At 31.6% G+C, this 26608-nt stretch carries 28 protein-coding genes and 1 tRNA gene; 16 read left to right on the top strand and 13 right to left on the bottom strand.

All coding sequences use genetic code 11. The features are described from left to right. Positions 1–233: 233 nt before the first annotated feature. A complete protein-coding gene (locus tag OS191_RS08955; protein ID WP_267155350.1) occupies positions 234–743 on the bottom strand; it encodes a DUF456 domain-containing protein in 510 nt (169 codons plus the stop codon). Positions 744–876: 133 nt separating this feature from the next. Between OS191_RS08955 and OS191_RS08950 the strand changes: the two genes are divergently transcribed. From OS191_RS08950 to OS191_RS08940, 3 genes are all read left to right on the top strand, one after another. Next, a complete protein-coding gene (locus tag OS191_RS08950; RefSeq protein ID WP_267155349.1) occupies positions 877–1245 on the top strand; it encodes a BlaI/MecI/CopY family transcriptional regulator in 369 nt (122 codons plus the stop codon). 2 nt (positions 1246–1247) lie between these two features. Next, the gene (locus tag OS191_RS08945; RefSeq protein ID WP_267155348.1) at positions 1248–2819 is read left to right on the top strand and encodes a M56 family metallopeptidase; all 1572 of its coding nucleotides are present in this window, start codon (positions 1248–1250) and stop codon (positions 2817–2819) included. Positions 2820–2931: 112 nt separating this feature from the next. Continuing rightward, positions 2932–3408 carry a hypothetical protein gene (locus tag OS191_RS08940; RefSeq protein WP_267155347.1) on the top strand — a complete coding sequence of 159 codons (477 nt, stop codon included), beginning with the start codon at positions 2932–2934 and terminating at the stop codon, positions 3406–3408. Positions 3409–3477: 69 nt separating this feature from the next. Here the strand turns inward: OS191_RS08940 and OS191_RS08935 are convergent, their stop codons facing one another. From OS191_RS08935 to OS191_RS08920, 4 genes are read right to left on the bottom strand one after another with little or no spacing between them, the layout of a single operon-like run. After that, a complete protein-coding gene (locus tag OS191_RS08935; protein WP_267155346.1) occupies positions 3478–4209 on the bottom strand; it encodes a Bax inhibitor-1/YccA family protein in 732 nt (243 codons plus the stop codon). 3 nt (positions 4210–4212) lie between these two features. Next, positions 4213–5100, bottom strand: a complete 888-nt coding sequence (locus OS191_RS08930) for a hypothetical protein (protein ID WP_267155345.1) — start codon at positions 5098–5100, stop codon at positions 4213–4215. 54 nt (positions 5101–5154) lie between these two features. Beyond that, entirely contained in the window at positions 5155–6279 is a 1125-nt protein-coding gene (locus OS191_RS08925; RefSeq protein ID WP_267155344.1) for a glycosyltransferase, read from the bottom strand. Beyond that, positions 6276–7247 carry a lysylphosphatidylglycerol synthase domain-containing protein gene (locus tag OS191_RS08920; RefSeq protein WP_267155343.1) on the bottom strand — a complete coding sequence of 324 codons (972 nt, stop codon included), beginning with the start codon at positions 7245–7247 and terminating at the stop codon, positions 6276–6278. Before OS191_RS08920 ends, OS191_RS08925 begins: the two co-directional genes overlap by 4 nt. Positions 7248–7295: 48 nt before the next feature. Here OS191_RS08920 and OS191_RS08915 point away from each other — a divergent pair, with 48 nt between their 5' ends. From OS191_RS08915 to OS191_RS08885, 7 genes are all read left to right on the top strand, one after another. Then, the gene (locus tag OS191_RS08915; RefSeq protein ID WP_267155342.1) at positions 7296–7934 is read left to right on the top strand and encodes a cell envelope biogenesis protein OmpA; all 639 of its coding nucleotides are present in this window, start codon (positions 7296–7298) and stop codon (positions 7932–7934) included. Continuing rightward, entirely contained in the window at positions 7934–8488 is a 555-nt protein-coding gene (gene ruvC, locus OS191_RS08910) for a crossover junction endodeoxyribonuclease RuvC (RefSeq protein ID WP_267155341.1), read from the top strand. The genes OS191_RS08915 and ruvC overlap by 1 nt, the downstream gene beginning before the upstream one ends. A 43-nt stretch (positions 8489–8531) precedes the next feature. Further along, on the top strand, positions 8532–9746 hold the full coding sequence (gene hemW / locus OS191_RS08905) for a radical SAM family heme chaperone HemW (protein WP_267155340.1): 1215 nt from the start codon (positions 8532–8534) through the stop codon (positions 9744–9746). Positions 9747–9790: 44 nt separating this feature from the next. Next, on the top strand, positions 9791–10540 hold the full coding sequence (locus OS191_RS08900) for a cyclase family protein (RefSeq protein WP_267155339.1): 750 nt from the start codon (positions 9791–9793) through the stop codon (positions 10538–10540). Between the two features lie 8 nt (positions 10541–10548). Then, positions 10549–10911 carry an MmcQ/YjbR family DNA-binding protein gene (locus OS191_RS08895; protein ID WP_267155783.1) on the top strand — a complete coding sequence of 121 codons (363 nt, stop codon included), beginning with the start codon at positions 10549–10551 and terminating at the stop codon, positions 10909–10911. Between the two features lie 57 nt (positions 10912–10968). After that, positions 10969–11547: a PhnA domain-containing protein gene (locus OS191_RS08890; protein WP_267155338.1), complete on the top strand. Its 579-nt coding sequence runs from the start codon at positions 10969–10971 to the stop codon at positions 11545–11547. Between the two features lie 207 nt (positions 11548–11754). After that, complete coding sequence (locus OS191_RS08885) at positions 11755–12033, top strand: hypothetical protein (protein ID WP_267155337.1); 279 nt, start codon at positions 11755–11757, stop codon at positions 12031–12033. Here the strand turns inward: OS191_RS08885 and OS191_RS08880 are convergent. The 3 genes from OS191_RS08880 to lhpI are packed head-to-tail and all read right to left on the bottom strand — an operon-like array spanning position 12030 to position 14513. After that, positions 12030–12464 (bottom strand): YybH family protein, encoded by a 435-nt coding sequence (locus tag OS191_RS08880; protein WP_267155336.1) that lies wholly within the window; start codon positions 12462–12464, stop codon positions 12030–12032. The two genes, OS191_RS08885 and OS191_RS08880, sit on opposite strands and share 4 nt — an antisense overlap. Positions 12465–12496: 32 nt before the next feature. Continuing rightward, the gene (locus OS191_RS08875; protein ID WP_267155335.1) at positions 12497–13561 is read right to left on the bottom strand and encodes a proline racemase family protein; all 1065 of its coding nucleotides are present in this window, start codon (positions 13559–13561) and stop codon (positions 12497–12499) included. Further along, a complete protein-coding gene (gene lhpI, locus OS191_RS08870; RefSeq protein WP_267155334.1) occupies positions 13554–14513 on the bottom strand; it encodes a bifunctional Delta(1)-pyrroline-2-carboxylate/Delta(1)-piperideine-2-carboxylate reductase in 960 nt (319 codons plus the stop codon). Before lhpI ends, OS191_RS08875 begins: the two co-directional genes overlap by 8 nt. Before the next feature lie 306 nt (positions 14514–14819). On the opposite strand from lhpI, the gene OS191_RS08865 reads away from it, so the two are divergent. The 4 genes from OS191_RS08865 to OS191_RS08850 are packed head-to-tail and all read left to right on the top strand — an operon-like array spanning position 14820 to position 19544. Then, positions 14820–15080 (top strand): acyl carrier protein, encoded by a 261-nt coding sequence (locus OS191_RS08865; RefSeq protein ID WP_267155333.1) that lies wholly within the window; start codon positions 14820–14822, stop codon positions 15078–15080. A 29-nt stretch (positions 15081–15109) separates the two neighbouring features. Next, a complete protein-coding gene (gene asnB, locus OS191_RS08860) occupies positions 15110–17083 on the top strand; it encodes an asparagine synthase (glutamine-hydrolyzing) (RefSeq protein ID WP_267155332.1) in 1974 nt (657 codons plus the stop codon). A 12-nt stretch (positions 17084–17095) separates the two neighbouring features. Continuing rightward, positions 17096–18076, top strand: coding sequence for an NAD(+) synthase (nadE, locus tag OS191_RS08855; RefSeq protein ID WP_267155331.1), 981 nt, complete (start codon positions 17096–17098; stop codon positions 18074–18076). A 10-nt stretch (positions 18077–18086) separates the two neighbouring features. Continuing rightward, positions 18087–19544 (top strand): AMP-binding protein, encoded by a 1458-nt coding sequence (locus OS191_RS08850; protein ID WP_267155330.1) that lies wholly within the window; start codon positions 18087–18089, stop codon positions 19542–19544. 1 nt (position 19545) lies between these two features. Here the strand turns inward: OS191_RS08850 and OS191_RS08845 are convergent, their stop codons facing one another. The 4 genes from OS191_RS08845 to OS191_RS08830 form a co-directional block, all read right to left on the bottom strand. Further along, positions 19546–20265, bottom strand: coding sequence for a hypothetical protein (locus OS191_RS08845; protein ID WP_267155329.1), 720 nt, complete (start codon positions 20263–20265; stop codon positions 19546–19548). 34 nt (positions 20266–20299) lie between these two features. Next, positions 20300–21409 carry a DUF4407 domain-containing protein gene (locus OS191_RS08840; protein WP_267155328.1) on the bottom strand — a complete coding sequence of 370 codons (1110 nt, stop codon included), beginning with the start codon at positions 21407–21409 and terminating at the stop codon, positions 20300–20302. Between the two features lie 110 nt (positions 21410–21519). Next, complete coding sequence (locus OS191_RS08835) at positions 21520–23025, bottom strand: M56 family metallopeptidase (protein WP_267155327.1); 1506 nt, start codon at positions 23023–23025, stop codon at positions 21520–21522. A gap of 2 nt (positions 23026–23027) precedes the next feature. Next, a complete protein-coding gene (locus tag OS191_RS08830; protein ID WP_267155326.1) occupies positions 23028–23396 on the bottom strand; it encodes a BlaI/MecI/CopY family transcriptional regulator in 369 nt (122 codons plus the stop codon). A gap of 122 nt (positions 23397–23518) precedes the next feature. On the opposite strand from OS191_RS08830, the gene OS191_RS08825 reads away from it, so the two are divergent. Further along, on the top strand, positions 23519–24886 hold the full coding sequence (locus tag OS191_RS08825) for a M28 family peptidase (protein WP_267155325.1): 1368 nt from the start codon (positions 23519–23521) through the stop codon (positions 24884–24886). 109 nt (positions 24887–24995) lie between these two features. Here OS191_RS08825 and OS191_RS08820 read toward each other — a convergent pair whose 3' ends face one another. Further along, positions 24996–26384, bottom strand: coding sequence for a dipeptidase (locus OS191_RS08820; protein WP_267155324.1), 1389 nt, complete (start codon positions 26382–26384; stop codon positions 24996–24998). 105 nt (positions 26385–26489) lie between these two features. Here OS191_RS08820 and OS191_RS08815 point away from each other — a divergent pair. Further along, positions 26490–26571: transfer RNA gene (locus tag OS191_RS08815), tRNA-Leu, on the top strand. Positions 26572–26608: the final 37 nt, after the last annotated feature.

Raw genomic sequence — 26608 nt, 5'->3', positions numbered from 1 at the left:
TTTAAATTCAAGTTAATAGAAAACCTTTCAAAGTCCTTGCTATTATTGATAATTACGGTTTTTCCGTAATTATATTGTGGTTTTTCCGTAACTGTTTTTTAAATGTTCATCTTATATTTGATTCATCAACAACATATTAATTAATCCCTCAAAAGTATTAATAGTTGATAATAGCATTTACACTAACCTCATGACTTTATATATATTTATATGAGTCATGAGGTTTCTTCTTTTTAAAAACTAAAGATGCTGCTTTTGTACTCCCAAGCTTTTATAATAAAAAATCCAAAGTAGATAATAGAAACAATAAACTTTATAAAAGTCCCTGTTAAAAAACCTAAGAAAGAACCAAAAGCTGCTTTTGCAGCTGTTTTAGAATCAGTTCTGTTTAAAAGCTCACCAATAAAAGCGCCAACAAAGGGCCAGATAATAATACCAAACACGCCTAGAACAGGAAAAATAATAGATACAAGCAAACCAAGGGTGGTACCAACCATGCCATATTTACTACCTCCAAATTTTTTAGTCCCAAGAGCAGGAATAATATAATCTAATGCAAAAACTATAAGCGCAATGGTTAATGTAATACCTAAAAACATCCAGTTAGTTGGTACAGCTTGAGTTAAATACAGTAGTAATAAGCCAATCCAACTTAAAGGAGGTCCAGGAAGAACAGGTAGAAAACTCCCCAAAATACCAAATAGCATAAACATAAAACCAAAAAGGAATAATACAATATCCATATATTTTTCTTTATCAGACGAAGATATTAAAAGATTGTTACAAAAATATTAACTAAAAAATTAGTTCAAACTAAATATTTAGTTATATTTGTATTCAACTAAGTTTTTAGTTTTTAAATAATTCTTGATTATTATGCAGCATACCAAACAACTCACCAAAGCCGAAGAAGAAATTATGCAGGTGTTATGGCAGCTTGAAAAAGCCAATGTTAAACAAATAATAGATGTTTTACCAGAACCTAAACCAGCTTATAACACCGTATCTACTATAGTTAGAATATTAGAGACTAAAGGTTTTGTGGATTACGAAAAACAAGGAAAAGGACATATTTATTATCCGTTGATTAAAAAACAAGATTATAGCAATCAAAGTTTAAACACTTTAGTAGACAACTATTTTCAAGGGTCTTTTAAAAGTATGGTGTCTTTTTTCGTTAAGAAAAACGATATTAGTTTACAAGAGTTAGAATCGGTTTTAAAAGACATGAACAAAAAAGACTAATTATGGCACATTATATCATTCAAACAATCGCATGTCAACTATTCTTTTTAATAGTTTATGATGTTTTCTTAAAAAAACAAACGTTTTTTAATTGGAATAGAGCCTATCTTTTAATTACAGCAGCTTTATCTTTTATTCTGCCAATCATAAAAATTGAGATGTTTAAAAATATTGTACCACAGCAATATATTATCACGCTTCCAGAAGTTGTTATAGGAAAACAAAATCCAGTTGTTTTAGATGAAGTTTTAATTGAAGGCGCCAATCAAATGTCAAGTTTTTCGTGGTCTTGGATATATCTTTTCTTTATGGGCTCTGCTTTTGCGTTAATGATTTTTGCCTTCAAAATTATTAAAATAGGCCAATTAATTAAAAACAATCAAAAACATCAAGAATCTAATTTACAAATTGTGAATTTAGAAAACAGTCGGGATGCCTTTTCATTTTTCAATTATATTTTTATTGGAAAACAATTAGAAAATGAAGAACGAGAAACCATATTTAAGCACGAACTGGTTCACGTAAAACAAAAACACAGCTTTGATATGTTGTTTTTTGAAATCCTTCGTGTTCTATTTTGGTTTAATCCGCTTATTTATATGTATCAAAATAGAATTTCGGTTGTGCATGAATTTAGTGCAGATGCCGAAGCTGTTAAGTACAATAAAACACAATATTATCAAAACCTGTTATCGCAAGTATTTCATGCCAAGCAGGTATCATTCATCAATCCATTTTTTAAAGAATCATTAATCAAAAAACGAATCGTTATGTTACAAAAATCAAAATCAAAACAAATTCAATTAGTTAGGTATGCACTATTAATTCCAATGGTATTTGGGATGTTAATTTATTCATCTTGCTCTGATGAAAATAATGCGAATATTGAACAACAAGGTGGTTTGGATTTGAGTAAATATACATTTACTTCAACAGTAGGAGTAGATGATCCTAAAGAAGTGAAAGAAAAAATGGCCACTCAGACGGAATTCATAGATAATAATATAGAATATAGTCAATGGATAGAAATGGACTTTTCTAAGGATCCCGTATTTATGAAGTTTTCCATACACCCAAAAAGCGAGAAACTGCCAGAAGGTTATAAGTCCAATGAAGTTGAATCAAAAGAAGGAGTGAAAAGAACCGTAGTCTTTGGAAATATCGGTGAGCAAAGTCCTGAAGAGATTGACACTTCAGATTATGATGGTAAAGAAGATGTACCATTTTCTGTCATAGATCAAGTTCCTGTGTTTCCAGGTTGTGAAAGTGGAAGTTCTAATGAAGAAAAGAAACAATGCATGAGTAAACAAATTAATAATCTTGTTGCCGAAAACTTTAATACAGATTTGGGAAATACCTTAAACTTAACAGGTGTGGTAACAATTGCTGTTTACTTTAAAATAGACAAACAAGGAAATATTACTGATGCCAAAGCCAGAGCGCCACATCAAGAATTAGCAGATGAAGCACTTCGTGTAGTGAATATGTTGCCAAAAATGATGCCTGGAATGCACGAAGGGAAGGCTGTAAACGTACCTTATTATTTGCCTATAAAGTTTAAAATAAAAGAGTAATTATAAATTTTAAATAAAAACCGAAGCTTTGTCTTCGGTTTTTTTATGTTTAAATAGTTGCATTTATGCAGAATAATTAAAAATATTGTACTTTTCGGGTTCAAATCTGTGTATGAAACATTTGTACCTTTTATTTGGTTTTTTATTGCTTGTTTCTTGCAATAATTTTGATGTCAAGAAAACAACATCCGACGCTATTTTAAATGAAGAATTAAAAACGTTTAATTGGAGCGATGTGGATGAATATCCATCTTTTGCATCTTGTAGCGATGATGTTTCTAAAGTGGAAAAGCAACGCTGTTTTCAAAATACCTTAACAGCCATTATTACCAATAGGATTCAGAGAGACACTATTGTAGTTACTCAGAACATTGATGATACCATTTATATAAAATTCCAAATCTCAGAAAAAGGAGTTTTATCCTTCTTAGAAGCCAGAGTGGATTCTGTAACAAGGCATGAAATTCCAAATATTGATGAACTTCTAAGAAATAGCCTAGATTCTTTACCTGAAATTTATCCAGCTATCAAGCGCGGACAGCAGGTAAAAACAGCGTTTACTTTGCCTGTTATTATTCAGGTGAATTAAAACTGTCAAGTTTTATGAAGCCTACATTATTATTCGAATTAGAACAGTCACACTGAGTTAATCGACGTACTAAAATCGGATAGCCATTTTCTTCATCAACCTTAAAATTTCAACATATAGCCAAACAAGGGTTACTAAAAGTCCCCAAGTAGCTAGCCATTCTTTGTCTTTAGGAGCTTTGTTTTTATGTCTTTCAATATAGTCGAAATCTAAAAGCAAAGCTAAAGAGGCAAAAATAGCAGCTAATACATTAAAAATTATGGCAAGCCAAGACGTTCCCCATAAAAAAGATTTAATTCCGAAGAAGCTTAGAATCCAGGAGACCATGTAAATCACAAAAATACTGGCACAAGCAGTAATAATAACACTTCTCAGTTTTTTTGTTACTACAATTATTCTAGTTTGGTAGAGTACAAGCATCACAAAGAAAGTCACAATAGTAACGCCAATAGCTTGAAAAGGCATATTGGGAAACTTTGCATGTGCATAACTGCTGATACCTCCAAGAAAAAAACCTTTTGCAATAGCGTAAAGTGGTACTAAAAATTTTGCCCATTGACTTCTTACGGATATTACAATACTAATGGCAATGGCAGCAATCATACCACCTGTAACAAACCATTTAATATCTGTTCCAGAAACGTATAAATTCCAAACATATAAAGCTATGCCAGCAATTATTAATATGAAAAAAAGAGATTTTAAGATGATGCCACGAACACTCATTTTTTCAGAAGAACTTTTGTCTTTCTCCCAGAAATAATCGTTAAATGCAGGATTGGAAGTTTTGTCTAAACGCATGAATTACAAGTTAAATTTAAATCCAACAGCAAAATCTATTGGAAAATTTCCTTGATTTTCGGTAAATATGGCAAATAGATTGTCATAAGCAAGTGTGATATAGCCATTATTCGTTACTTTAATATCACTTCCTAAACCAAATATAAAAGGCACATCCAGATCTGAACCAGATTGCTTTTCAGTGATATTGTTGCCTGGATTTAAAGGGTCATCATAACTTACAGTTTCATAGTAAAAGGTGTAGGTAACAAATGTTATATTTCCATAAATGCTGAAATTATTTTTATTAATAAAACGATATCTATAACCCAGTCCTAATTGCGTGGATGAATATTTAAAATCGTCTGCCTCTAAAGCTGTTCTTAGATTAAAATATCCAGAATGACGTTCCAAACGTGTGTTGCTATAAACTTCAAATTCTGCTCCAAAAAATGGTACAGTTACATTTTCTGGATTATTTATAAACGGCTGATTGGTAAGACCTCCAAAAACACCTAAACGCGATTGTAGTTTCGATTTTGGTTCATAATTAAAACTTAAATCGCTTGTAGAATCATACATATTTATATAATCTCTTAAACTTGTAAGCGTTAGGTTGACCTTATCTGCCGAAAGCCCGAAATCCTGAGTTAACTCATTTAAAGTGGTTTTATATTCTTCTTGATATTTTTTAGTGTTAGGATTTTTAGTGTTCACCAATTCTTGGATGGAGCCATCTTTAGTTCTAATAAAATACCTGTATTGTCCATCAAAAGTATTCCAAAGTAAATCTAAATTGCCTTCAATTTCGGTTTGTAACTGAAGTGTTTCACCATTAACAGTATAAGATTCCTGAGCTTTAAGAGGTGAAAAGGATAACGATAAACATAAAATAAAGAGGAGCTTTTTCATTAGATTTAGGATTTTCAGTTCTTGTAAATCTAACAAAAATAAATGATTCATACACTATTTTCTATACCCTCTATCCTTCCATTTATAATTTGAAAACATAGAGATTATAGCAATATATACAGAAAAGAAGGGATAGATAAAAGCGCTAAAAAGATAGCTGCTAAATAATTTTTCTTGATTAAAAAAGGAAGCTGTTTTGTATAGTAAGATAAAATCAATAATTATTTTTAAAATAAAAATAATGAATACAAACATGACATCTAAAATGTCCATAAAAGCAAACAGCAACGATACTATTAAGCATGCATTCATTAAAAAAACTATAAGACCAGATAATTTTCCAAAACTATTTTTGTAATGTGTTGTTTTTGATGCCCAACGAACCCGTTGCGATTTTAAACTCGCAAAATCCGGTTGAGGTTTGGTAATAATAATAGCTTCTTTAGCTTTTAAAAAACACACAAAATCTTTATGCTTTTCTATAGCTTTTTGTAATAAAAACACATCATCTCCGCTAGCAATATCTGTATTACCTTCAAATCCATTTAAAGTTTTAAAAAAATCTTTTTTGTAAGCTAAATTTGCTCCATTGCTTAAAAAAGGCGTATTAAGTCCAAAACCCCCAATAGTTACACCTATCAAACTTAAAAAATCGAAGGCTTGAAATCTGTCTAAAAATGTTTTAATTTTATCATAAGCAACTGGACCAGAAATCATGCTTACTTGATTTTTATGGATAAAGCTATTAACACATTCTAGCCATAGTTTTGATAGTAAGCAATCGGCATCTGTGGTTAGAATCCAAGGGTTTTTTGCTTGCTCGATAGCTACAGAAAGGGCGTCTTTTTTTGGCGATTTTGACATTCTGTTATTCTCAATAATTTTAAAATCGATGTCAGTTTTCTCCAAATGATTTTTAATAATTTTTATAGAAGCATCTTCTGAATCATCATTAACAAAAATAATTTCAAAGCTTGAGAAAGGATATTTTAATTCTGAAACAGAGTTTAATAAATCAGGTAAATTTTCAGCTTCGTTTCTAAAAGGAATAATAATGGAAAACTTGGTTTTTATAATAGTTTCTTCATATTTAAAATCTTCAACTTTATCAAACCCATAAATAAAAATTCCAATTAAAAGTAGATATAAAAATGTGATGACAAAAATTAAAATTATCATGATGTCACGTTTTTAGAGAATTTAAATTTTAGAACAAATACGCTTCCTATAATACTTGGAAGCACAAAATTAAGTAGCCACATACAAGTAACAACACTTAAAATAGTGAGTTCGTTAACGCCAACCAAAGAAAATAAATAAACAGCCACACTACCTTTAATTACAACATCGAAAATAAAAATTGAAGGAATTATCGAGGCTAATAAATACATGGTAGTAACAACAATCATGGCATTTTTATAGGCTACTTCTACACCAAATAACTGAAGTAAAAAATAAAACTGAAACGAAAAGATAAAATATCTTAAAACAGAAAAAGTTAAACACAAGACATAATGTTTAAAAGAAATATTTCTAAAAAATTGCAGTACTTTTTCAATGGAAACCCCTTTGATAGTAACTCCCTTTTTCTTCCATCCTAAAAATGCCATGCCTGAGATTATAATTAAAATGACTGCAAATCGGGCTGTTTTATGGTAGTCAATTTCTATAGGGTATTTGGTCAAAAAGAAGTATAAACCAATACATCCAAAGATACTAGTTACCAGCATTTGTATACTGTTTCCAAGAAAATTTAGTAGAACTATTTTTCTTCTAAGAGATGAGGTGTAAAAAATAGCTTTTGCTCCATACTCTCCAATTCTATTTGGAGTTAATAAGGAAGCTGTTAAAGACCCTAAACTTTGTTGAAGAGCATCTTTAAAGCCGATTTTTTTAAAAATAGAGACTAAATTACGCCATTTTATTATTTCGAAAAACCAATTAAAACAGCTTAAAATGATTAGAAAAGTGATGTTTTTATACGAAAACACTTTGTTTTCGATCAAAAAATCGCTAAATACATCAAAATCTAATTGATTGTTTGTAGTGAGTTTATGATAAATAAAATAAAAAGCACCAACTACCAAGCTTATTTTTAGAAGCACAAATAAGAATTGTTTAGTTTTGTATGGTAAGGCTCTAAGCATTTATAGATTGGTATATTTATTTGCCGCAAATTAAACAATATCCTTTATATGAACACTTTTTTTATAAACTTCAAACAGGCTTCAGTTTCTGTTATTTTTCTATTTATCTCTGTTTTAGGTTTTAGTCAAGCTGAAACCAGTAAATGGAAAGCACAAATTGCTCTAGGTGTTAATAGTCCAAATTCTAGTGGCTTTGTTTCTGGCTTTGAAGCTAAGTCCATTAACTTTCCAACCATCAATTTGGGGTTGCAACACATGTTTAAAAGACAGTTTGGAGCTAAATTGGATTTTGGTTACAATAGGATTGCTCATGATGGAAGTTCGCCATATTTTAAAGTTAATTACTCTAGAATAAATGCTCAGTTTATTTACGACCCTACACCAGTTTTTACTTTTCTGCCAATTGGTATGGGTGTTGTTGCACATGCAGGACCTGGTTTTAGCATGATAAAACCTTTAGGAGAATATGGGGGAAACAAAACCTCATTTTTGAATGTTATGGCTGGAATTGAATTTCATTATAGCATTACAGATGTCCTAACTGTTTATTTAGACACCTCGTATATTTACGGGTTTGGTAGTGATTTCGATCCTGTTTCAGATGGATTTGGATCGTTTAGTGGAAATTTATTAACTGCAACTATTGGAGTGTCTTACTCTTTAAGTGGTTGTTATTATTGCGATTAATGAGTAAAGAAAAAATTATATTAGGGATTGATCCAGGAACTACTATTATGGGGTTTGGTTTAATAAAAGTGGTTGAAAAAAAAATGATCTTCCTTCAATTAAATGAACTGGATTTAAAAAAGTACGACGATCATTATTTAAAGTTAAAACTTATTTTTGAACGCACCTTAGAGCTTATTGAAACGCATCATCCAGATGAAATAGCCATTGAGGCACCTTTCTTTGGAAAAAATGTGCAGAGTATGCTAAAGTTAGGCAGAGCTCAAGGAGTAGCTATGGCAGCTGGCTTGAGTCGAGAAGTCCCAATTACCGAGTATTCCCCAAAAAAAATTAAAATGGCCATTACGGGAAGTGGAAATGCCAGTAAAGAGCAAGTGGCTAAAATGCTTCAAAGTTTGTTGGGAATAAAAACACTTCCAAAGAATTTAGATTCTATGGATGGCTTGGCTGCTGCTGTTTGTCATTTTTATAACGCAGGAAAAATTGAAATAGGGAAAAGCTATTCTGGGTGGGATAGTTTTGTGAAGCAAAATCAAGATAGGGTCAAGAAGTAAACACTATTCAGTCTCAGTTATAGTCTGCCAAAAATAGAAAATCATGGAAAATAATACGAGTTATATCCGTCTGAGTAAAAACTCTTCCCTTTCGAGAAAGATAGAAGGGGCTGGTGTCTATATTCACATCCCTTTTTGCAAACAAGCCTGTTTTTATTGCGACTTTCATTTTTCTACGTCACATAAAAAGAAAGAAGAGTTGGTTCAGGCTTTAGCTAAAGAATTGTTTCTTCGTAAAGATGAATTTAATAATCAAATAATTGAAACTATTTATTTTGGTGGAGGAACACCAAGCTTGTTGTCGCTTGATGAATTACAATTTTTAATTGCAGAAGTTTATAAAAATTATAAAGTCACTGAAGACCCAGAAATTACTTTAGAAGCGAATCCGGACGATTTAAATAAGAAGCAGATAATTGAACTTTCTAAAAGTCCGGTTAACAGATTAAGTATAGGAATTCAATCCTTTTTTGAAGACGATTTAAAAAGTATGAATCGGGCTCATTCTTCAGAAGAAGCAAAAAATTGTTTGTCTTTGGCCACGCAATATTTCGATAATATTACCATCGATTTAATTTATGGAATTCCAAACATGAGTCTGGAAAAATGGAATAAAAATCTTCAAATGACGTTCGATTTTGGTGTAAATCATATTTCTAGTTATGCCTTAACTGTAGAGCCTAAAACAGCTTTGGCTTCCTTTATAAAAAAAGGGGAGTATCCACCCATGGACGATGAGTTGGCGCAGCTTCATTTTAATCATTTAATAACAAAAACCAAAGCACAAGGTTTTGTTCATTATGAAGTTTCAAATTTTGGAAAGCCTAACTATTTCTCAAAACACAATACCAGTTATTGGCAAGGTAAACCTTATTTGGGGATTGGTCCTTCGGCACATTCATTTAACGAACATACAAGAAGCTGGAATGTTTCTAATAATACCAGATATATAAAAAGTATTGAAGAAAACAGCTTACCAAGTACCAAGGAAATCCTAACAATTCAAGAGCAATACAACGAATATGTAATGACGGGATTGAGAACTATTTGGGGAGTTTCCTTAGAAAAAGTAGCAAAAGATTTTGGAGAAGACTACAAATCATATCTATTAAAAACTTCAGAGAAATTTATTGAAAAGGACTTATTGGTTATTACCGAAGATTTGGATGCTAAGCAAAATTCGATTCAGAAGTTAAAAACAACCGAAAAAGGATGGTTTTTAGTCGATGGAATTGCTGCCGAGCTATTTATGATTTAGTATCTTTGTTTGGAATTATTTAGTAAACTATTATTTCAGAATTTATGCTAGCAACCATACAATACAATTCAAAAAAACGTCAAATAGACTTGTCGAAACCTTTGGATATTTCTATTCCTTTAAAAGCATCAAAAAATAATGTGAATGCTTGGTATTTAGAAGAACCAAAAATAGAGCCTGTAAAAGAAGATGAATGGGTTGCAAGTGTAGCAGAAGGTGCAGATATTAATTTTAATAATATTTGGTTTAATCCTCATGCTCATGGCACACATACCGAGTGTGTAGGACATATTACTGAAAAAGTTCATTCCATTAATGATAGTTTAAAGCAGTTTTTCTTTTTAGCAGAAGTGATTACAGTTGCTCCAGAAAAAAAAGGGAAAGACTTTGTTATCTCTAAAAAGCAACTTCAATTTGCCTTAGGAAATAAAAAACGGGATGCAGTTGTTATTAGAACCATTCCTAATACTAACGAGAAATTATCCCATCAATATTCACATACCAACCCCCCATATCTATTGTCGGAAGCTGCTATTTATTTACGTGAAAAAGGTGTGAAGCATTTGCTAATAGATTTGCCAAGTGTGGATAAGGAGAAAGACGATGGTGAACTGCTAGCTCACCATGCGTTTTGGAATACAGCTGGAAGAGCAAGAATGGATGCAACCATAACAGAATTTATTTTTGTTCCTAATTCCGTGATGGATGGTACTTATTTTTTAAATCTACAAATTGCACCTTTTGAAAATGATGCATCTCCAAGTAAGCCTGTTTTGTATGAAATAATGTATTAGCCTTTATGATAAACATTGAACAACTTTGTGACTACTGCTTAAGCAAGAAAGGAACTACAGAAGATTTTCCTTTCGATGAAGACACATTGGTATTTAAGGTTTTAGGTAAAATGTTTGCTTTAATTTCACTAAAAAAATGGGAAGCAGGAGAAAAAGCCATTAATTTAAAATGCAACCCAGAGTACGCAATAGAACTACGTGAAGAGTACAGCAGTATTCGAGCTGGTTATCACATGAGTAAAAAACATTGGAACACACTTTATATTCATGAAGGCAAATTATCTCCAAAATTTATCTGCGAACTTATCGATCATTCTTACGACATGGTTGTAAAAGGAATGACAAAAAAAATGCGTGATTCTCTTCAATAAAAACACTATTTTTGCAATTCAGAAATCTGACTTCTAAAATCAAAAATCGAATATCCCATGAGCGTATTACAAACACTTCAAGAAAGAAGCAATAACACTTGCGAATTATGCACTTCTAAAGAAGGCTTAACACAATATACTTTACCACCATCTTTAAACGAAAGTGTAGATAATAGTGTATTGGTATGTAAAACCTGTTTAGATCAGATTGAAGGAAATACAGACATGGACCCCAACCATTGGAGGTGTTTAAACGACTGTATGTGGAACGAGCATGTTGCTGTGCAAATTCTGTCTTGGAGAATGCTGCAAAGATTGCGTAACGAAGGTTGGCCAAAAGACTTGTTGGACATGATGTATCTGGATGATGAAGCTTTAGCATTAGCAAGAGCTACTGGTGAACATGAAGATGAGGCAAATAAAATAATTCATAGAGATTCTAATGGCGTTATTTTAGATAATGGCGATTCGGTTGTTTTAATAAAAGACCTAAAAGTAAAAGGTTCTAGCATGGTTGCCAAACAAGGGACTGCTGTTAGAAATATTCGTTTGGATCATGAAAATGCTGAATATATAGAAGGTAAGGTAGATGGACAGAATATAGTTATAATTACTAAGTACGTAAAGAAAACCTAAAGTTGTAATAGTCTTATTTGTAAATAATTAAGAAATATTTGTTGAAATTCAGGTAGTTTGTCGAGTAAATAAACACGGTTTTTTCTTTTGTCTAATTCTTAGGGCTTTTGTCGAATTTTTTATTTGTAAGTATCTAATAAATATATATTTACAACATCAAAACTGATTAATAGCATAAACAGATTGATAAACTTAATTTATGTTATTATGAACCTTTCTATTACTCACTACAACAATTTTTTTAAAGTAACAGGTGTTTTAAACAGGCAATCTGTTGGAATATTTCAACAAGAATTTCAAGATGTTTTTGAAAGACTTCAGTCTGTAACCATTAGTATCGAAGGACTTCAAAGTATCGATAAAGAAGGTGTTAAAGCCTTAGCACAGCTTCATAATGAGTCTATTGTTTTAAAGAAACAATTATCTATTATTGGCTTTGGATGTAAGGATTTATACGATCATTTTAAAACAAATGATGCAGCCTAATTAGCAGTCATATCTGCAATTATTTTCCATTCATTATTTATTTTCTTAAAGATTATTATAAAGACACCATTGGCGTTACCAATTTCTCTAGTTAAATGGTATTCTCCCATTACCCAATAGGAATTGTCCTCAATTTTGGAAAGGTCGTTAATTACAAATTTTAAGACTCCACTTTCAGCTTGTGTTGGATAGCCTTTTTTATAGTTAGCCAGGGTTTTGTTCCAACCAAAGGTTAATCCATTTTTGTCATAAAATTTAAGTGAATCATTTCTCCAATAGCCTTCCATATAGCCTTCAAGATCATGCTTGTTCCATGCAGTTTCTTGTAAAGACAAAACAGCTAAAATAGCTTCTTTATCTTTGTTGTAATTAGTTTGGGCTGAACAAACCAAAGTAAAAAGTAAGCCACATAATAAGAGTGTTTTTTTCATGATTTTGTGTTTAGTAAAGTTTACAGTTTTTGTTATCTTAATATAAATCCATTTTTCATTGGGTCTTTAGGGTCTATAACAAAGGTGTGCATTCCAGTAATATAGGCTGTGCCTTCAACTTGAGGAATTATGGCAGTAAAAGGTCCGTAATCTGCTTCGGAAACAATGGAGCCTACAAAGACAGAATCTGTAATACTTTCAATCTTCATTTTTTCATTAAAACCCAGTTCTTTTCGTGCTTTATGGATTGCCATTCGTCCAGAAACTCCAGAGCCCGTTGGACTTCTATCGACTTCCCCTTCAGCAAAAATACAGACATTTCTATTGTCATTAATTTTATCTAAAGCATCACCAATAAAAATGGTTCCATATAAAAAGCTTAAGTCGTTTTCAAAAGGATGTAAAATTTCTTTATCCTGTTTCATAACAGCATGTTTTATGGCCATTCCCTGAGTTATTAATGTTCGATAAGAATTAGATGTCAAATCAAAATCAAAATTATTTTTATTCATATCAACATATGCATAAAAAGCACCTCCATAGGCTAAGTCGTATGTTACTTTTCCTAAACCTGCAACTTCTACGGTTCTATCTAATCCTACTACAAAACTTGGAACACAATGAAAACGAACTCCTGCAACCTCACCATTTACAACTAGTGCAAAAGAGGTAATTCTCCCACAAGGTGCATCTATTTTCAAAATGTTTTCACCTTCTTTTGCTTCAATCCAATTCATTTTTATTGCTAAAGTGGAAATGGCAATAATAGCATGTCCACACATGGTAGAATAGCCTTCGTTATGTAAAAAGATTACTCCAAAATCGCCATCAGCATCATTTGGTGGCAATAAAATACAGCCGTACATATCTGCATGACCACGAGGCTCAAACATTAGAGATGTGCGTAAATAATCGTAATTGTCTTTGCAATATCTACGATATTCTAAAACTGAATTTCCTTTTAGTTCTGGAAAACCACTAATTATAACACGTAAGGGTTCTCCTCCAGTGTGCATGTCTATGGTTTTTATTTGCAGCCAATCTGTATTTGGTTTGAATTCTGTTTTTGATAATATGTTTCTATATGTATTAGTCATTTTTAAATATTTTATAATAATAAGATGCAGCTGCTAAATCTTCTAAAGCATGACCAACAGATTTAAAATATGTAATTTCTTGATTGTTTAGTCTGCCTTGTTTTTTGTTGGTGCATAATTCAAATAAATCGGCTTTGATGTCATTTTCATTAATGACACCATTTTTAAGAGGAATAACAATATCTCCACTTTCTTTTAGACCACCTTGATAAGTATCTATAAATACACTTGACTTTTTTAGAACTTCATCATCTGCTTCACGCATGTCTTTTTTATATGCTCCTACCAAATCTACATGTTGCCCAGTCTTTAAAAAGCTGCCCAAAACCAGAGGAGTTTTAGATAAAGTGGCTGAAGATATAATATCTACTTCCGAAATAACATCAGCAATGTTTTCAATAGGACTTATGCTAAATTCTTCATTAGATAATTGTTCGCAAATGTCTTTCGCTTTTTCGAGGCTTCTTCCCCAAACATATACTTTTTTTATAGGTCTAACACTTGCATGTGCTAATATTAAGTTTACAGATAGCGCTCCGGTTCCAATCATTAAAAGTGATGATGAATTCTTTCTTGATAAATAACTTGAAGCTAGAGCAGATGCTGCTGCAGTACGTTTTGCTGTTAAAGATTTTGCTGATAAGATAGCTTTTATTGTTCCTTTATGTGCGTCTAAATAAAGATATGTCCCTTGTATAGAAGGTAAATTATAAACGCCATTATTAGGGCTTACGGTTACTATTTTTACTCCAGCTTCTTTACTAGGGTTCCACGCAGGCATCAATAACAGGGTGGAATCCATTTGTTCTTTAGGGTTTGGAAAATCATGATGATGTCGCATGGGAACTTCAATAGATGTAGAAGAAAAACCCTCTTTTAGTTTGGAAATAAGAGTAGGAAAATCTGTATTTTTTTCAATAAAATCGTCATCGATTAAGGCAATATTTTTCATGTTTTATATAACTTTTTATAAAGATAATAATAATTAAAACGATATGTAGAGATTCATTTTTAAGAAATCAAAGTCTTAAATGAAAGTTCTAAACTTGTTTTGTTTGTAACTTGTCTAATGTTTTGTCAACTTTAACGAATAGTTTAAAATGCTGTTATATAGTTTACTAAATAGAATTATATTAGATTATTAAATAAGCTATTATCTTAAACTATTTTATTTTCCCTAAGCATATTAATAGTGAAATAGATTGACGTTCCAATTCTATATTAGAATGTCTGTGTTATTAATTGTTATATATTAAAAATGAAAAGTAAAAACGACGTTAAAACAGAAATTAAAAAATATATTTTAGAAGCTTCATTATCTGATGTTAAAGATGTTGAAGACGATGCTTTAATCTTTGAAAACGGCTTGCTAGATTCTATGGGATTATTATTTCTTATCGAATTTTTAGGAGAAACCTTTGAAGTAGAAGTTAATGATGATGAATTGAATCCAAAAAATTTCGAATCCATCAACAATATAGTTTCCTTTGTAAATAATAAACTTTCAGTAAAGGTTTAATTCCTTCAGCAACCAACAACTAACTTGATATGTGTGGCATAGCTGGCTTTTATGGAGACTTAAAGAAAGAACAATCTGTTTCTACATTACAACACATGCTTACTAGAATTAAACATCGTGGTCCAGACCAAAGTGGTGTTTATGTCTCTAATAAAGTAGGCTTAGGTAGTGTAAGGTTAAGCATTATTGATCTAAGTTCTGGGGTTATGCCTATTTCTAACCAGGATGATTCTTTATGGATTGTGTTTAATGGGGAAATATATAATTATGTCGAATTAAGGGAAGATTTGCTTCAAAAAAAATACAGCTTTAAAACCCAAAGTGATACTGAAGTAATCCTTCATCTATATGCAGAATATGGACCAGAATGTCTCAATAAATTAAACGGACAATTTGCCATCGCTATTTGGGATAAACATAAAGAAGAGTTGTTTTTAGCAAGAGACCGTGTGGGTATTAGACCACTATTTTATTCGCAAAATGATAACGTTTTTCTTTTTGCTTCCGAAATTAAATCCTTTTTAGAATATCCTGAAATCAATTTAAAATTTTCTAACAAAGCCCTTTCAGAATATGTGACCTTTTGGACCGCTTTATCTCCAAATACTGTTTTTGAAGATGTTTTTGAAGTGCCTCCAGGAACTTATATGCTTATTAATTCTGAAGAAGTTAAAAGTGTGATTTATTGGGAATTGCCAATAGTAAAACCAGCTGATTACGAGTTTACAAATCTTGAAGACGCTACTAAAGCTTTTGAAGATATCTTTTTAGATTCTATTAAATTACGACTTCGAGCAGATGTGCCAGTAGCAGCTTACTTAAGTGGAGGGATTGATTCAAGTATAACAACTTCTTTCATAAAACAGGTGTCTCCAAAAAAACTTAGAACTTTTTCAATTGGTTTTACAGAAAAAGATTTCGACGAATCTTCTTATCAAAACATAGCTGCTTCTTATTTTAATACAGAGCATTCTAGTGTTACTTGTAGTGAAAAAGACATTTCAAATCACTTTAAAGACGTTGTTTGGTTTGCTGAAGCACCACTTTTAAGAACTGCTCCAACACCTATGAGTTTACTTTCTAAAAGCGTTAAAGACCAAAACATTAAAGTGGTTATTACTGGAGAAGGCGCAGATGAACTTTTAGGAGGTTATAATATATTTAAAGAAACAAAAATTAAACACTTTTGGGCAAAAGATCCAAATTCTAAATACAGACCTTTATTATTAAAAAGGTTGTATCCATACTTGCCACAAATTAGCAAATCAAGCAGTAACATGCTAAAAATGTTTTTTGGTTATAAGCTTAACGAAACACAATCTCCAATTTATTCCCATTTGTTGAGATGGCATAATACCAGCAGAATTAAGAATTATTTTTCTAACACCATTAAAGAAAATATTAAAGATTATTCGCCAATCGAGAATTTAGAAAATCAGTTAGAATCTAGATTAAAAGACTTCGATTATCTTACAAAAGCACAATGGTTGGAGATTCATTTGTTTATGTCAGGTTACTTGTTGTCTAGTCAAGGCGATAGAATGGGGATGGCTAATTCCATTGAAGGACGTTATCCTTTTTTAGATCATAGAGTTATTGAGTTCTGTATGAAATTACACCCCGATTTAAAACTTAAAGGATTAAATGAAAAATATCTTCTTAAAAAAATGATGGTAGGCAGATTGCCGGAAGAAATTTTAAACAGATCCAAGCAAGCCTATCGAGCTCCCATTCGAAGCCTTTTTGTTTCTAATGACTTGCCAGAATATTTAAAAACCATGCTCTCAGAAGATTACATCAAAGAATTTGGTGTTTTTAACCCAGAACATGTAAAGAATTTACAGGCTAAGATAACATCAAATAAAGGGGTTTCTGAGATAGATAATATGGCTATGACAGCTATTTTGTCCATCCAAATTTTATACGATTTATTTATAAATAAGTCCATTCCAAAACTAAATCCTGACCAATTAATAGCACTAGATAAAATAATTATTGAATAAAAACAAAACATCATGAAATCAGAAGCACGTAAGCCATTCTCAAAAGACATCATTCATATTGAAAACATAGATCAAGTTTGTAATGATATTATAGCCAAACTTAAAATGGATGTGACTAAAAATTTACAACGTCGTGGAGCTATTGTTGGTATAAGTGGAGGCATTGATTCCTCTGTTTGCTTGGCTTTGTCTGCAAAAGCTTTTGGTTCTAAAAATGTATTAGGTATCATGCTTCCGGAACAAGATTCTAGTGATGATAGCAGACATTTAGCCGAAAAATTAGCAGCTACTTATGGTGTTAGTACCTTAATTGAAGATATTACAAAAGCCTTAGATGGTTTTGGATGTTACGAAAGAAGAGATGAAGCTATTTTAAGAGTAATTCCAGATTTTGATAAAAAAGTAGATAAAGCTAAAATTGAAATCAAACAAAATATTGCTGAAAATATTCCAGCTATTTTTTCAATAACAGTTATCAAACCAAATGGAGATGTGGTAAGCAAGCTCTTGCCTGCTAGAGAATATTTACAAATAGTAGCTTCAACTAATTTTAAACAACGTAGTAGAATGTCTATGTTGTACTATCATGCAGAACGCATGCACTATGCTGTAATAGGAACACCTAACAAGCACGAAGTAGAACAAGGTTTTTTTGTAAAATATGGTGATGGAGGAGCAGATGTCATGCCAATTGGACATTTTTATAAAACTCAAGTCTATCAACTAGCAAAACATTTAGGAGTGCCTCAAGAAATTATAGACAGAACGCCAACTACAGATACCTACACAGCAGAACAATCTCAAGAAGATTTCTTTTATCAAATGCCTTTTGAATCTATGGATTTAATCTGGTATGGTTGGGAAAATAATTATCCAGCAGAAGAAGTTGGGAAAGTAATGGGCAAAACAACAAAAGAGATTGAGAACATCTATAAGAGCTTTGAAAGAAAGAGAAAAACAACCGAATATTTAAGAATGAAACCAATATTCTAAACCCTAAAATATGAATGTTTTTGATTACTTTTTTGAATCTACACAAAACCTCAAGAAGGACTTTTTGTTGGGTTCAAAAGAAACTATTTCTTTTAATAACCTTTATAAAAATAGTCTAAAAATAGCCACGTTTTTAAATAAATATGTTGGTGCAAACAAGAATATTGTTTTAATTAGTCCTAATTCAGAATTTTTTATCACAGCGTATTTGGGAATTTTAAAATCTGGAAATGTCTGTGTGCCTTTAAATTTTGCAATAGAACAAGACAATCTCGATTTTATATTAAATACAACGGAATGCGATACGGTTTTTATGGCTAAAAGTGCGCACTCTAAATATGAAATTCCTTCTAAAATACATGTTATAGAAGAATTAGATCTGCAACAAATATTAGCAACACAAATCATAGATGATTATGGGGTTGAGGTTGAGAAAAATCAACTGGCTGAAATAATTTTCACTTCTGGTTCTACTGGAGCTCCAAAAGGAGTTATGATTAGTCATGAAAATATTATAGCTAATACAGACTCGATCATTTCATATTTAAACCTCACTTCAAAAGATATTATGTGTGTGGTTTTACCATTCTTTTACTGCTATGGGTTATCCTTGTTGCATACACATTTAAGAGTTGGAGGTTCTATTGTTTTAAACAATAGTTTTATGTTTCTGGGTACTGTAATAAGCGATATTAAGAATTATAAATGTACCGGGTTTGCTGGTGTTCCTAGTCATTTTCAAATTCTATTAAAGAAATCTAAAACCTTTAAAACAACGTCTTTTCCAGATTTAAGATATGTTACACAAGCAGGTGGAAAATTACATAGTGTTTTTATAGATGAATTTACTCAAGCTTTTCCAGACATTGATTTTTATGTTATGTATGGACAAACTGAAGCAACAGCTAGATTGTCTTATTTAGAACCTAAAATGATTAAAGAAAAAATAAGTTCAATAGGTAAGCCAATACCAAACGTAAAGTTTAAAATCGTGAACGAAAAAGGTGAAACTTTAGGAGCTCATGAAGAAGGTGAACTAATAGCTAAAGGCAAAAATATCATGTTAGGTTACTTTAAAGAAAAAGAAGACACGAGAAAGACTCTTAAAAAGGGTTGGCTTCACACTGGCGATGTTGCAGTAATTGACGAAGACGGCTATTATTATTTAAAGGCCAGAAAAAAAGAAATCTTAAAAGTAGCAGGTAAAAGAGTGAGTCCTAAAGAAATTGAAGAAGTCATCCTTTCTGTTGAAGAGGTTATGGATTGTACAATATCTGGCTACGACGATGATTTGTTTGGAGAAGCCATTCAAGCAACTATAGTAGCAAATGGATCTTTTAATGAAGCACAATTAAAAGAAAAAATACTAAAAACATGTTCAAAGAAACTGGCAATTTATAAAATTCCTCAAAAAATAAGTTTTGAAAAGGCAATGAAAATGAGTGCTTCCGGTAAAAAAGTAAAATAGATTATTTTGAAGTGGTTTTTCTTTGAATTGATTTATTATAAGAATCTAAATGTTTACTTGAAATCTCTTGAAATTTAATTGTCTTTATAAATAAAAAATAAGATACATTTCTCACTATATAAGGAGTAAAGCCAGCATAGTTATAAGATCTTGAGGTGTTAGCATTTTTTACTTCCCCAAAAGTAATGGCGTATTTTGCACCTAAATCTTTGCTTCTTTCCGCAACATCATATAGAAAAGCAGGGATTATTCCCATGCCTCGAAATTTTGGGACTGTAAACACGTTTTCTAATAATACCTCATCAGGATTAAGTTGAGGAAACCTCTTTCCCCAAATAGATTTTAATTTTTTGTTTTCAGAAGCATCAATAAGCCAAACTCTAGCGCAAGGAACCTCTTCTTTGGTAATCCCAACATAACAGTTTTTAAACTTATGGATTAATCCATTATTAGGATTGTCAGTAAAATAACTCTCGTCTTCTTTAATATACTTGCGAATAGTAGTGGGTTTAAGTGTTCTAGGCTTTTTTATAGTAACGCTTAAATCCCGTTTAAAACCAAAAGCTATTTCTTTGGAGTATAGCCTGTTTAAAAATACATTCCAAACATATTTAGACTTGCCTTGAATTATTAAATTAGGCAGGATAGCAATTTTATGAAAGGGATTACTACTCATAAATATATAAGAGAAATACGTTTTGGCTTCTGTAAAAATAAACATAAAGTTTACAATATGTAAATATTCAACCTAATGATTATAATTTATTTAAGTGTTTTTGCTGTTTTTCAAAAAAGGCATCTGCTTGTAACTGCATAAGTTGTTTTGCTTTTTTACGTTTGTAATTATAGAGTTCCTCTTCCTCTGCTATATCACTGTAAATCTTATTATTCAATTCCATGTCTGTTTCCAATAATACCTGCCTTTCTTTTACATTTCGTTTGGCCCATGTACTGATTATGTTTTCTGAATCTTCTAGCTTAAAATCGTAGCTACCTTTTGGAGATAATAATTTTGTGATTATTGGAGAGGTTTCAATAGCCAAAAACAATAAAAATATAAAAAAAGATGGTAGCCAAGGCAATGTATTCAAGGCATTAATTCTTGCCATTAGACCATCAAAACTGTTAATTATTGGCTGAGTGTTTTCAACTTGAAGATTGTAGCTTTTTTCTAAATCTGAAATTTGTCTTTCAAGTAGTGAGATTTTAGCTTTATTTTCTGTTTTAAGTTCTGATAAATCGGCTAAAGATGCATCGTGTTTGTCTCTTTTTTCTTTGTAAACAGGGCCTTTACCTAATAACTTTGTTCCAGCAGTGCCTTCAGCTTCAGAAATGTAAGTACTGTAAAGCTGATTAACTTCATCATTTTTTATTGAAACCTGATGTTCTAAACCGGAAATTTGATTTTTTAAATCGGATATCTTTGGAGTGAATTGTTGTGCGATTTGATTTTTGTTAGCAAGGGTTAACTCATTTTTTTGATCCAATAAAACCTGATTAATTTCCTTTTCGAAAATTTTTAGTTCTAGAGGTTTTGAAATAACAATGGCTATAATAACAGCTAAAATAATTCGAGGTATAGCTTGGATGAATTCGTCTAAAAAGCGATCACGTTTTTTGATGGTTGAAACAATAAAACGATCTAGATTAAAAATAAGCAAGCCCCAGATAAGCCCGAAACTTATAGCAATATAAGGATTGTCGAAAACTGTATAAAGAGCATAACTAGATGCAATAAATGCCATAACTGCTGTGAAAAATACAGTGGCTCCAATTCCAGCGTATTTATTTTGTTCGCCATTAGAACAAGTGTCTAAGATGTCTGAATCTGATCCAGAACAAAGAATGAAGAATTTCTTTAACATGATTTGTTTGATTTTGATTGATAGACTATTAGAACGCAATTATGCCATGTTTGTTACAAAAAAAGCCTCGAAATGTCGAGGCTCAAATAGTTGGTATCTGTTTAATTATGTTAATTGTCTATTGTAATTGGCTCTTTGCTTAAATATACTTTAGGGTTTATAGAGGATGAATTTTTAGATGAAATATTAATAGACTGATTTTCTTTTAGAAGCTTAATAGCCTCATCAGACGAGATTTTTTCTTTCTCAAAATAAAATGTAGTATTCTTCTTTGCCATTTCAATTACAAAATCTAAAGGCGATTTTGGAGGAGGAGGTGGAGGAATCATTTTATCTTCATCTGGTATAACTGTTACATCTTCTCCCTTTTTATTTTTATATGTATAACCAGGACTTCCGTTATTATAAGCGTCTATGGTTTTCTGGTATTTTATTCTTTCCTCAGCTGTCGCATTAGCTGGAATTGGAGGTGGAGGTGGCAAATCGTGAGCCATTCTCATTTCAGGAGCTTTAGGTGGAGCTGGAGGAGGTGGAGGAGGTGGAGGACAATTAGGAAATGGTTCGGCTAAAGCTTTTTGCTCTTGACTCATTTTTTTATAAATGTACTCCATACGCTCAACATCTTGTAATTTAACAACTCGCTCATTTAAAGGTTGCATGTTGTAGTGTTTTGCTAGCTTATTGTATTCAGCAAACTCTGCTTCACTAGCTTTATGTTGTGTTTCTTTCGTTATTTTATTAATGAGTTTCGTTTCTTTTGCAACTATTTTTTTAGTGCTAAAGCTAAAAATTAATAGTGCTAACAAAGGGAGAAGGAATAAACTTCTTAACCAAATTGCTGTTCTAGATGATGTTGTTTTCATAACTGTAAATCGTTTTTTGATGGATGAATAATTAATGGCTGTTGCCAATTGTGGTTCTAAAGCATTTGATGAGAATGCCAATAAAATTTGTTGATAGGTTGATAAACTGACTCCTTTTTTAATGACTTCCCTATCTGCTAAAAATTCATGATTTAATTTTATGTTCTTTTTTAGGATATAAATAAGCGGATTAAACCATAATACAATTTGAAAAATTTCAATAAATAAGATGTCTAATGAATGCTTCTGACAAACGTGAGCTTCTTCATGAATCAATACTTCTTTAGGGATTTTTTGAGTTTCAAAAAGTGTTTTATTTAGAAAAATATATTTTAAAAAAGTGTGTGGAACTATTAATTCTTCTAATAAAACGTTTATAGATTTTTGATTTTTTAACTTCGGATTTCTACTTATTTTAAGCAAGATGCTACATAAGTTGTAACTGAATTTTAATCCAAAAAACAGAACACCTAGCAAATACCCAGACCATAAAACATATGGTAAATAGATTATTGACTCATCAATGTTCATTAAAGACATTGAAGTAGAATCGCTAACTGCAGTTTCATTAATAGTCATGGGAACTTCAATAAACTGCGTAAAACTTATAAAAGGAATCCCTATAGAAATTATTAGAGATGCTAATAAGTAAACCCTTTTAAAAACATGCATGTTTTCTTTCTCTAAAACCAATTTGTAAAAGAGTAAGAAAATTGCAAGACAAGCGCTGGATTTTATGATGTATTCTACCATGGCTATTTGTTTTTAATTTCGGAATCAATTAATTTTTTTAAATCTTCAAGTTCTTCCTTTGTTAAGTTGGTTTCTTTAGTGAAAAATGAAGCAAATTGAGATGCACTATCATTAAAAAAGTTTTTTATCAAACCGTTAACATGCTTGGAGAAATAGTCTTTCTTTTTTACTAATGGAAAGTATTCCCTAGACTTACCGTATAATTTATAATCGATAAAACCTTTCTCTGTCATCCGTTTTAATAGAGTCGCAACAGTAGTAGTTGCAGGCTTTGGTTCTGGATAGATATCTAACAAATCTTTCATAAATGCTTTTTCCAGTTTCCATAGGTGGTTCATTAAATCTTCTTCGGTTTTAGATAAGCTTTGCATTGTTCTACAAGTTTAGAGGTTCTTCTACAAATGTAGAGTAAAATTTAAATAATCCAAATGTTTTTATTGTTTATTTTTAAAAAAACTATCTTTACACCCAAATTAAAGGCCCAAAAAATTAGATGAAAAGACTTGTTATTATTGTGTTGGTATTAATTTCTGTAAGCTCTTTTGGGCAAACAGTTCAAAACCTAATAGATAAAGTAGAGATAAATAGACTGGAATTAACCGTTAGTGAATTTTCTGGAGAACAATCTACTCTTGTCGATGGAACAGAAGTGACTATAATAAATAGGCAGCATTCAAATAACGATTTAGCTGCAGAATATATTAAAGAAAGACTACTGCAATTTGATAATTTAATTGTTGAGGAACAAGATTTTAATACAACTGGTAAAAACATTATTGCTACGCAATTAGGGAAAACAAATCCAGACAATATCTACCTAGTTACAGCACATTATGATGCTATTGCAGATTATTGTGCAGACGACAATGCAACAGGAACAGCTGCCGTTTTGGAAGTAGCTAGAATTCTTTCAACACAATGCATAGAGAATACCATTGTTTATGCTTTTTGGGATGAAGAAGAAATAGGATTAAGAGGGTCTAGGTTTTATGCCAACCAGGCTAATAACAATAATCTAAATATTCTTGGAGTGATTAATATGGATATGATAGGTTACGATGGTGATAATCCAGGTGAAACAGGCGATAACGATTTTGATATTGATGTAAGAGATTTACATGGCTCATTAACTATTAAAGACGATTTGTTAAGTCTTTTAAACACCTACACTTTCAATTTGAATCCTATAGTTGTAAACCCTGGAACTTCAGCCAGTGATCACGCGTCTTTTTGGAACAATGGATATCCAGCAGTGTTGGTTGGTGAATCCTGGGAAACTAACGATCAATCACCTTATTATCATTCATCGGCAGATAGGTTAAGTACTTTAGATTTACCGTACTTCCATGAATTAACAAAATTAGTTATGGCTTACATGGTTACTAAAGGAAACTTACTTTCAGTAGATAACACCATAACAAGTTCTTCTGTGGCTTTAACTTCAAACCAAGATTCGGCTAGCTATCAATGGTACAATTGTGATACAAATACACTAATATCTGGAGAAACAAATCAAACGTTTAATCCAATTGTTACTGGTAATTATGCTGTTGAAACAACTTTAGGTTCTTGTACTGAGATGAGCGATTGTATTTTGTTTACTACACTGGCAATTGAAGATGTTGTTTCCGATTATTTTACCATAACACCTAATCCAGTTACATCTATTTTAACCATAAACTCTACTTTAAAAACAACTATTTCTATTCAGTTATACAATATTTCGGGACAATTAATATTGGAAACAACTTCAAATAAAAAGAGATCGAGAATAGACATGTCTTCTTATGCTTCAGGTATTTATTATTTAAAGCTTAAAGGGAAAGAAAAAACTACTAAGTTTAAAGTTGTAAAAGAATAAGTGTATTAAGGATATTTTGGGAAGTTAAAAAGTGTGTTTTTAAATAATTAAAAAACCCATTCGTTTTATAAAAATGAATGGGTTTTATTTTTTTACTTCGAAAGAAATATTACTTACTTAACTCAGTAAAATATTTATAAAATAAAGGAATAGTTTCGATGCCTCTATAATAGTTGAACAATCCAAAATGCTCATTAGGTGAGTGAATGGCATCGCTATCTAAACCGAACCCCATAAGAATGGTTTTACTTTTTAATTCCTGTTCAAATAACGAAACAATTGGAATACTTCCTCCACTACGTTGTGGAATTGGTGTTTTGCCAAAAGTATCAAAATAGGCTTTACTTGCTGCTTGATAGCCAATACTATCAATTGGAGTCACGTAACCTTGACCTCCATGATGAGGTTTTACTTCAACTTTAACACCTTCTGGAGCTATACTTTCAAAATGCTTTTTGAACAATTGAGTAATTTCTTCCCAGTCTTGATGTGGTACTAATCGCATCGATATTTTTGCAAAAGCTTGACTAGCAATTACTGTTTTTGCACCTTCACCAGTATAACCACCCCAAATTCCATTAACATCTAAAGTTGGACGAATGGAATTTCTTTCGTTGGTTGTATATCCTGCCTCGCCATAAACAGCATCTATATCTAAAGATTTTTTATAAGCTTCTAAGGAAAATGGTGCTTTAGCCATTTCAGCGCGCTCTTCTTTTGAAAGTTCTTCTACTTTATCATAAAAACCAGGAATCGTAATATGATTGTTTTCATCATGCAGGGAAGCAATCATTTTTGTTAAAACATTTATTGGATTAGCAACAGCTCCTCCATATAAACCAGAGTGTAAATCTCTATTTGGACCAGTAACCTCAACCTCTACATAGCTCAAACCTCTAAGACCTGTAGTAATAGAAGGTACATCTTTAGCAATCATACCAGTATCTGAAATTAAAATCACGTCGTTTTTTAATTTCTCTTGATTGTTTTTAACAAAAATGGCCAAGTTAGAACTTCCTACTTCCTCTTCACCTTCAATCATAAATTTCACATTACATGGCAATTGGTTTGTTTTGGTCATAAACTCCATGGCCTTTACATGCATGTACATCTGTCCTTTATCATCGCAGGCACCACGAGCAAAAATAGCACCTTCAGGATGCAGCTCTGTTTTTTTAATCACTGGTTCAAAAGGAGGAGAGTTCCACAAGTTTAATGGATCTGGTGGTTGTACATCATAATGGCCATAAACTAAAACGGTTGGTAAATTTTTGTCTATTATTTTTTCGCCATAAACAATTGGATAACCAGCTGTTTCACAGATTTCAACATGGTCACAGCCAGCTTCTTCTAATCTAGTTTTTACAACGTCGGCTGTATGTAAAACATCTTTTTTGTATGCAGAGTCTGCGCTAATAGATGGGATTTTAAGCAAATCTAGAAGCTCGTTTAAAAAACGCTCTTTATGCTCGCCAATGTAGGTGGATATGTTATTCATTTTAAATTTTTTTTGAATTTCATCAAAAATACAAAAACAAGTAGAACTTTTATGGTTAGATACGTTTGTATATTAAAACTAATTTTTATATTTGCACTCCTTATCGCGGGCGTGGTGGAATTGGTAGACACGCCAGACTTAGGATCTGGTGCCGCGAGGTGTGGGAGTTCGAGTCTCCCCGCCCGCACGAAATAAGTAAAAGCTTCAACATTCATGTTGAAGCT

Source organism: Xanthomarina sp. F2636L (assembly GCF_026410195.1).
In the GTDB taxonomy this organism is placed as follows: domain Bacteria; phylum Bacteroidota; class Bacteroidia; order Flavobacteriales; family Flavobacteriaceae; genus Xanthomarina.
Note: the sequence above shows the minus strand (reverse complement) of the source record. Positions and strands in the feature narration are given on the sequence as shown.

What these genes read in the sequence shown, in the direction of transcription:
- nadE (WP_267155331.1), top strand. Translation starts at nt 17,096, where the DNA reads ATGAAATCAGAAGCACGTAAGCCATTCTCAAAAGACATCATTCATATT.
- OS191_RS08940 (WP_267155347.1), top strand. Translation starts at nt 2,932, where the DNA reads ATGAAACATTTGTACCTTTTATTTGGTTTTTTATTGCTTGTTTCTTGC.
- OS191_RS08945 (WP_267155348.1), top strand. Translation starts at nt 1,248, where the DNA reads ATGGCACATTATATCATTCAAACAATCGCATGTCAACTATTCTTTTTA.
- OS191_RS08820 (WP_267155324.1), bottom strand. Translation starts at nt 26,384, where the DNA reads ATGAATAACATATCCACCTACATTGGCGAGCATAAAGAGCGTTTTTTA.
- OS191_RS08915 (WP_267155342.1), top strand. Translation starts at nt 7,296, where the DNA reads ATGAACACTTTTTTTATAAACTTCAAACAGGCTTCAGTTTCTGTTATT.
- OS191_RS08890 (WP_267155338.1), top strand. Translation starts at nt 10,969, where the DNA reads ATGAGCGTATTACAAACACTTCAAGAAAGAAGCAATAACACTTGCGAA.
- OS191_RS08835 (WP_267155327.1), bottom strand. Translation starts at nt 23,025, where the DNA reads ATGGTAGAATACATCATAAAATCCAGCGCTTGTCTTGCAATTTTCTTA.
- lhpI (WP_267155334.1), bottom strand. Translation starts at nt 14,513, where the DNA reads ATGAAAAATATTGCCTTAATCGATGACGATTTTATTGAAAAAAATACA.
- ruvC (WP_267155341.1), top strand. Translation starts at nt 7,934, where the DNA reads ATGAGTAAAGAAAAAATTATATTAGGGATTGATCCAGGAACTACTATT.
- OS191_RS08955 (WP_267155350.1), bottom strand. Translation starts at nt 743, where the DNA reads ATGGATATTGTATTATTCCTTTTTGGTTTTATGTTTATGCTATTTGGT.
- OS191_RS08925 (WP_267155344.1), bottom strand. Translation starts at nt 6,279, where the DNA reads ATGATAATTTTAATTTTTGTCATCACATTTTTATATCTACTTTTAATT.
- OS191_RS08825 (WP_267155325.1), top strand. Translation starts at nt 23,519, where the DNA reads ATGAAAAGACTTGTTATTATTGTGTTGGTATTAATTTCTGTAAGCTCT.
- OS191_RS08950 (WP_267155349.1), top strand. Translation starts at nt 877, where the DNA reads ATGCAGCATACCAAACAACTCACCAAAGCCGAAGAAGAAATTATGCAG.
- OS191_RS08935 (WP_267155346.1), bottom strand. Translation starts at nt 4,209, where the DNA reads ATGCGTTTAGACAAAACTTCCAATCCTGCATTTAACGATTATTTCTGG.
- OS191_RS08885 (WP_267155337.1), top strand. Translation starts at nt 11,755, where the DNA reads ATGAACCTTTCTATTACTCACTACAACAATTTTTTTAAAGTAACAGGT.
- OS191_RS08875 (WP_267155335.1), bottom strand. Translation starts at nt 13,561, where the DNA reads ATGACTAATACATATAGAAACATATTATCAAAAACAGAATTCAAACCA.
- OS191_RS08930 (WP_267155345.1), bottom strand. Translation starts at nt 5,100, where the DNA reads ATGAAAAAGCTCCTCTTTATTTTATGTTTATCGTTATCCTTTTCACCT.
- OS191_RS08830 (WP_267155326.1), bottom strand. Translation starts at nt 23,396, where the DNA reads ATGCAAAGCTTATCTAAAACCGAAGAAGATTTAATGAACCACCTATGG.
- OS191_RS08840 (WP_267155328.1), bottom strand. Translation starts at nt 21,409, where the DNA reads ATGTTAAAGAAATTCTTCATTCTTTGTTCTGGATCAGATTCAGACATC.
- OS191_RS08845 (WP_267155329.1), bottom strand. Translation starts at nt 20,265, where the DNA reads ATGTTTATTTTTACAGAAGCCAAAACGTATTTCTCTTATATATTTATG.
- OS191_RS08850 (WP_267155330.1), top strand. Translation starts at nt 18,087, where the DNA reads ATGAATGTTTTTGATTACTTTTTTGAATCTACACAAAACCTCAAGAAG.
- hemW (WP_267155340.1), top strand. Translation starts at nt 8,532, where the DNA reads ATGGAAAATAATACGAGTTATATCCGTCTGAGTAAAAACTCTTCCCTT.
- OS191_RS08920 (WP_267155343.1), bottom strand. Translation starts at nt 7,247, where the DNA reads ATGCTTAGAGCCTTACCATACAAAACTAAACAATTCTTATTTGTGCTT.
- OS191_RS08865 (WP_267155333.1), top strand. Translation starts at nt 14,820, where the DNA reads ATGAAAAGTAAAAACGACGTTAAAACAGAAATTAAAAAATATATTTTA.
- OS191_RS08880 (WP_267155336.1), bottom strand. Translation starts at nt 12,464, where the DNA reads ATGAAAAAAACACTCTTATTATGTGGCTTACTTTTTACTTTGGTTTGT.
- OS191_RS08900 (WP_267155339.1), top strand. Translation starts at nt 9,791, where the DNA reads ATGCTAGCAACCATACAATACAATTCAAAAAAACGTCAAATAGACTTG.
- asnB (WP_267155332.1), top strand. Translation starts at nt 15,110, where the DNA reads ATGTGTGGCATAGCTGGCTTTTATGGAGACTTAAAGAAAGAACAATCT.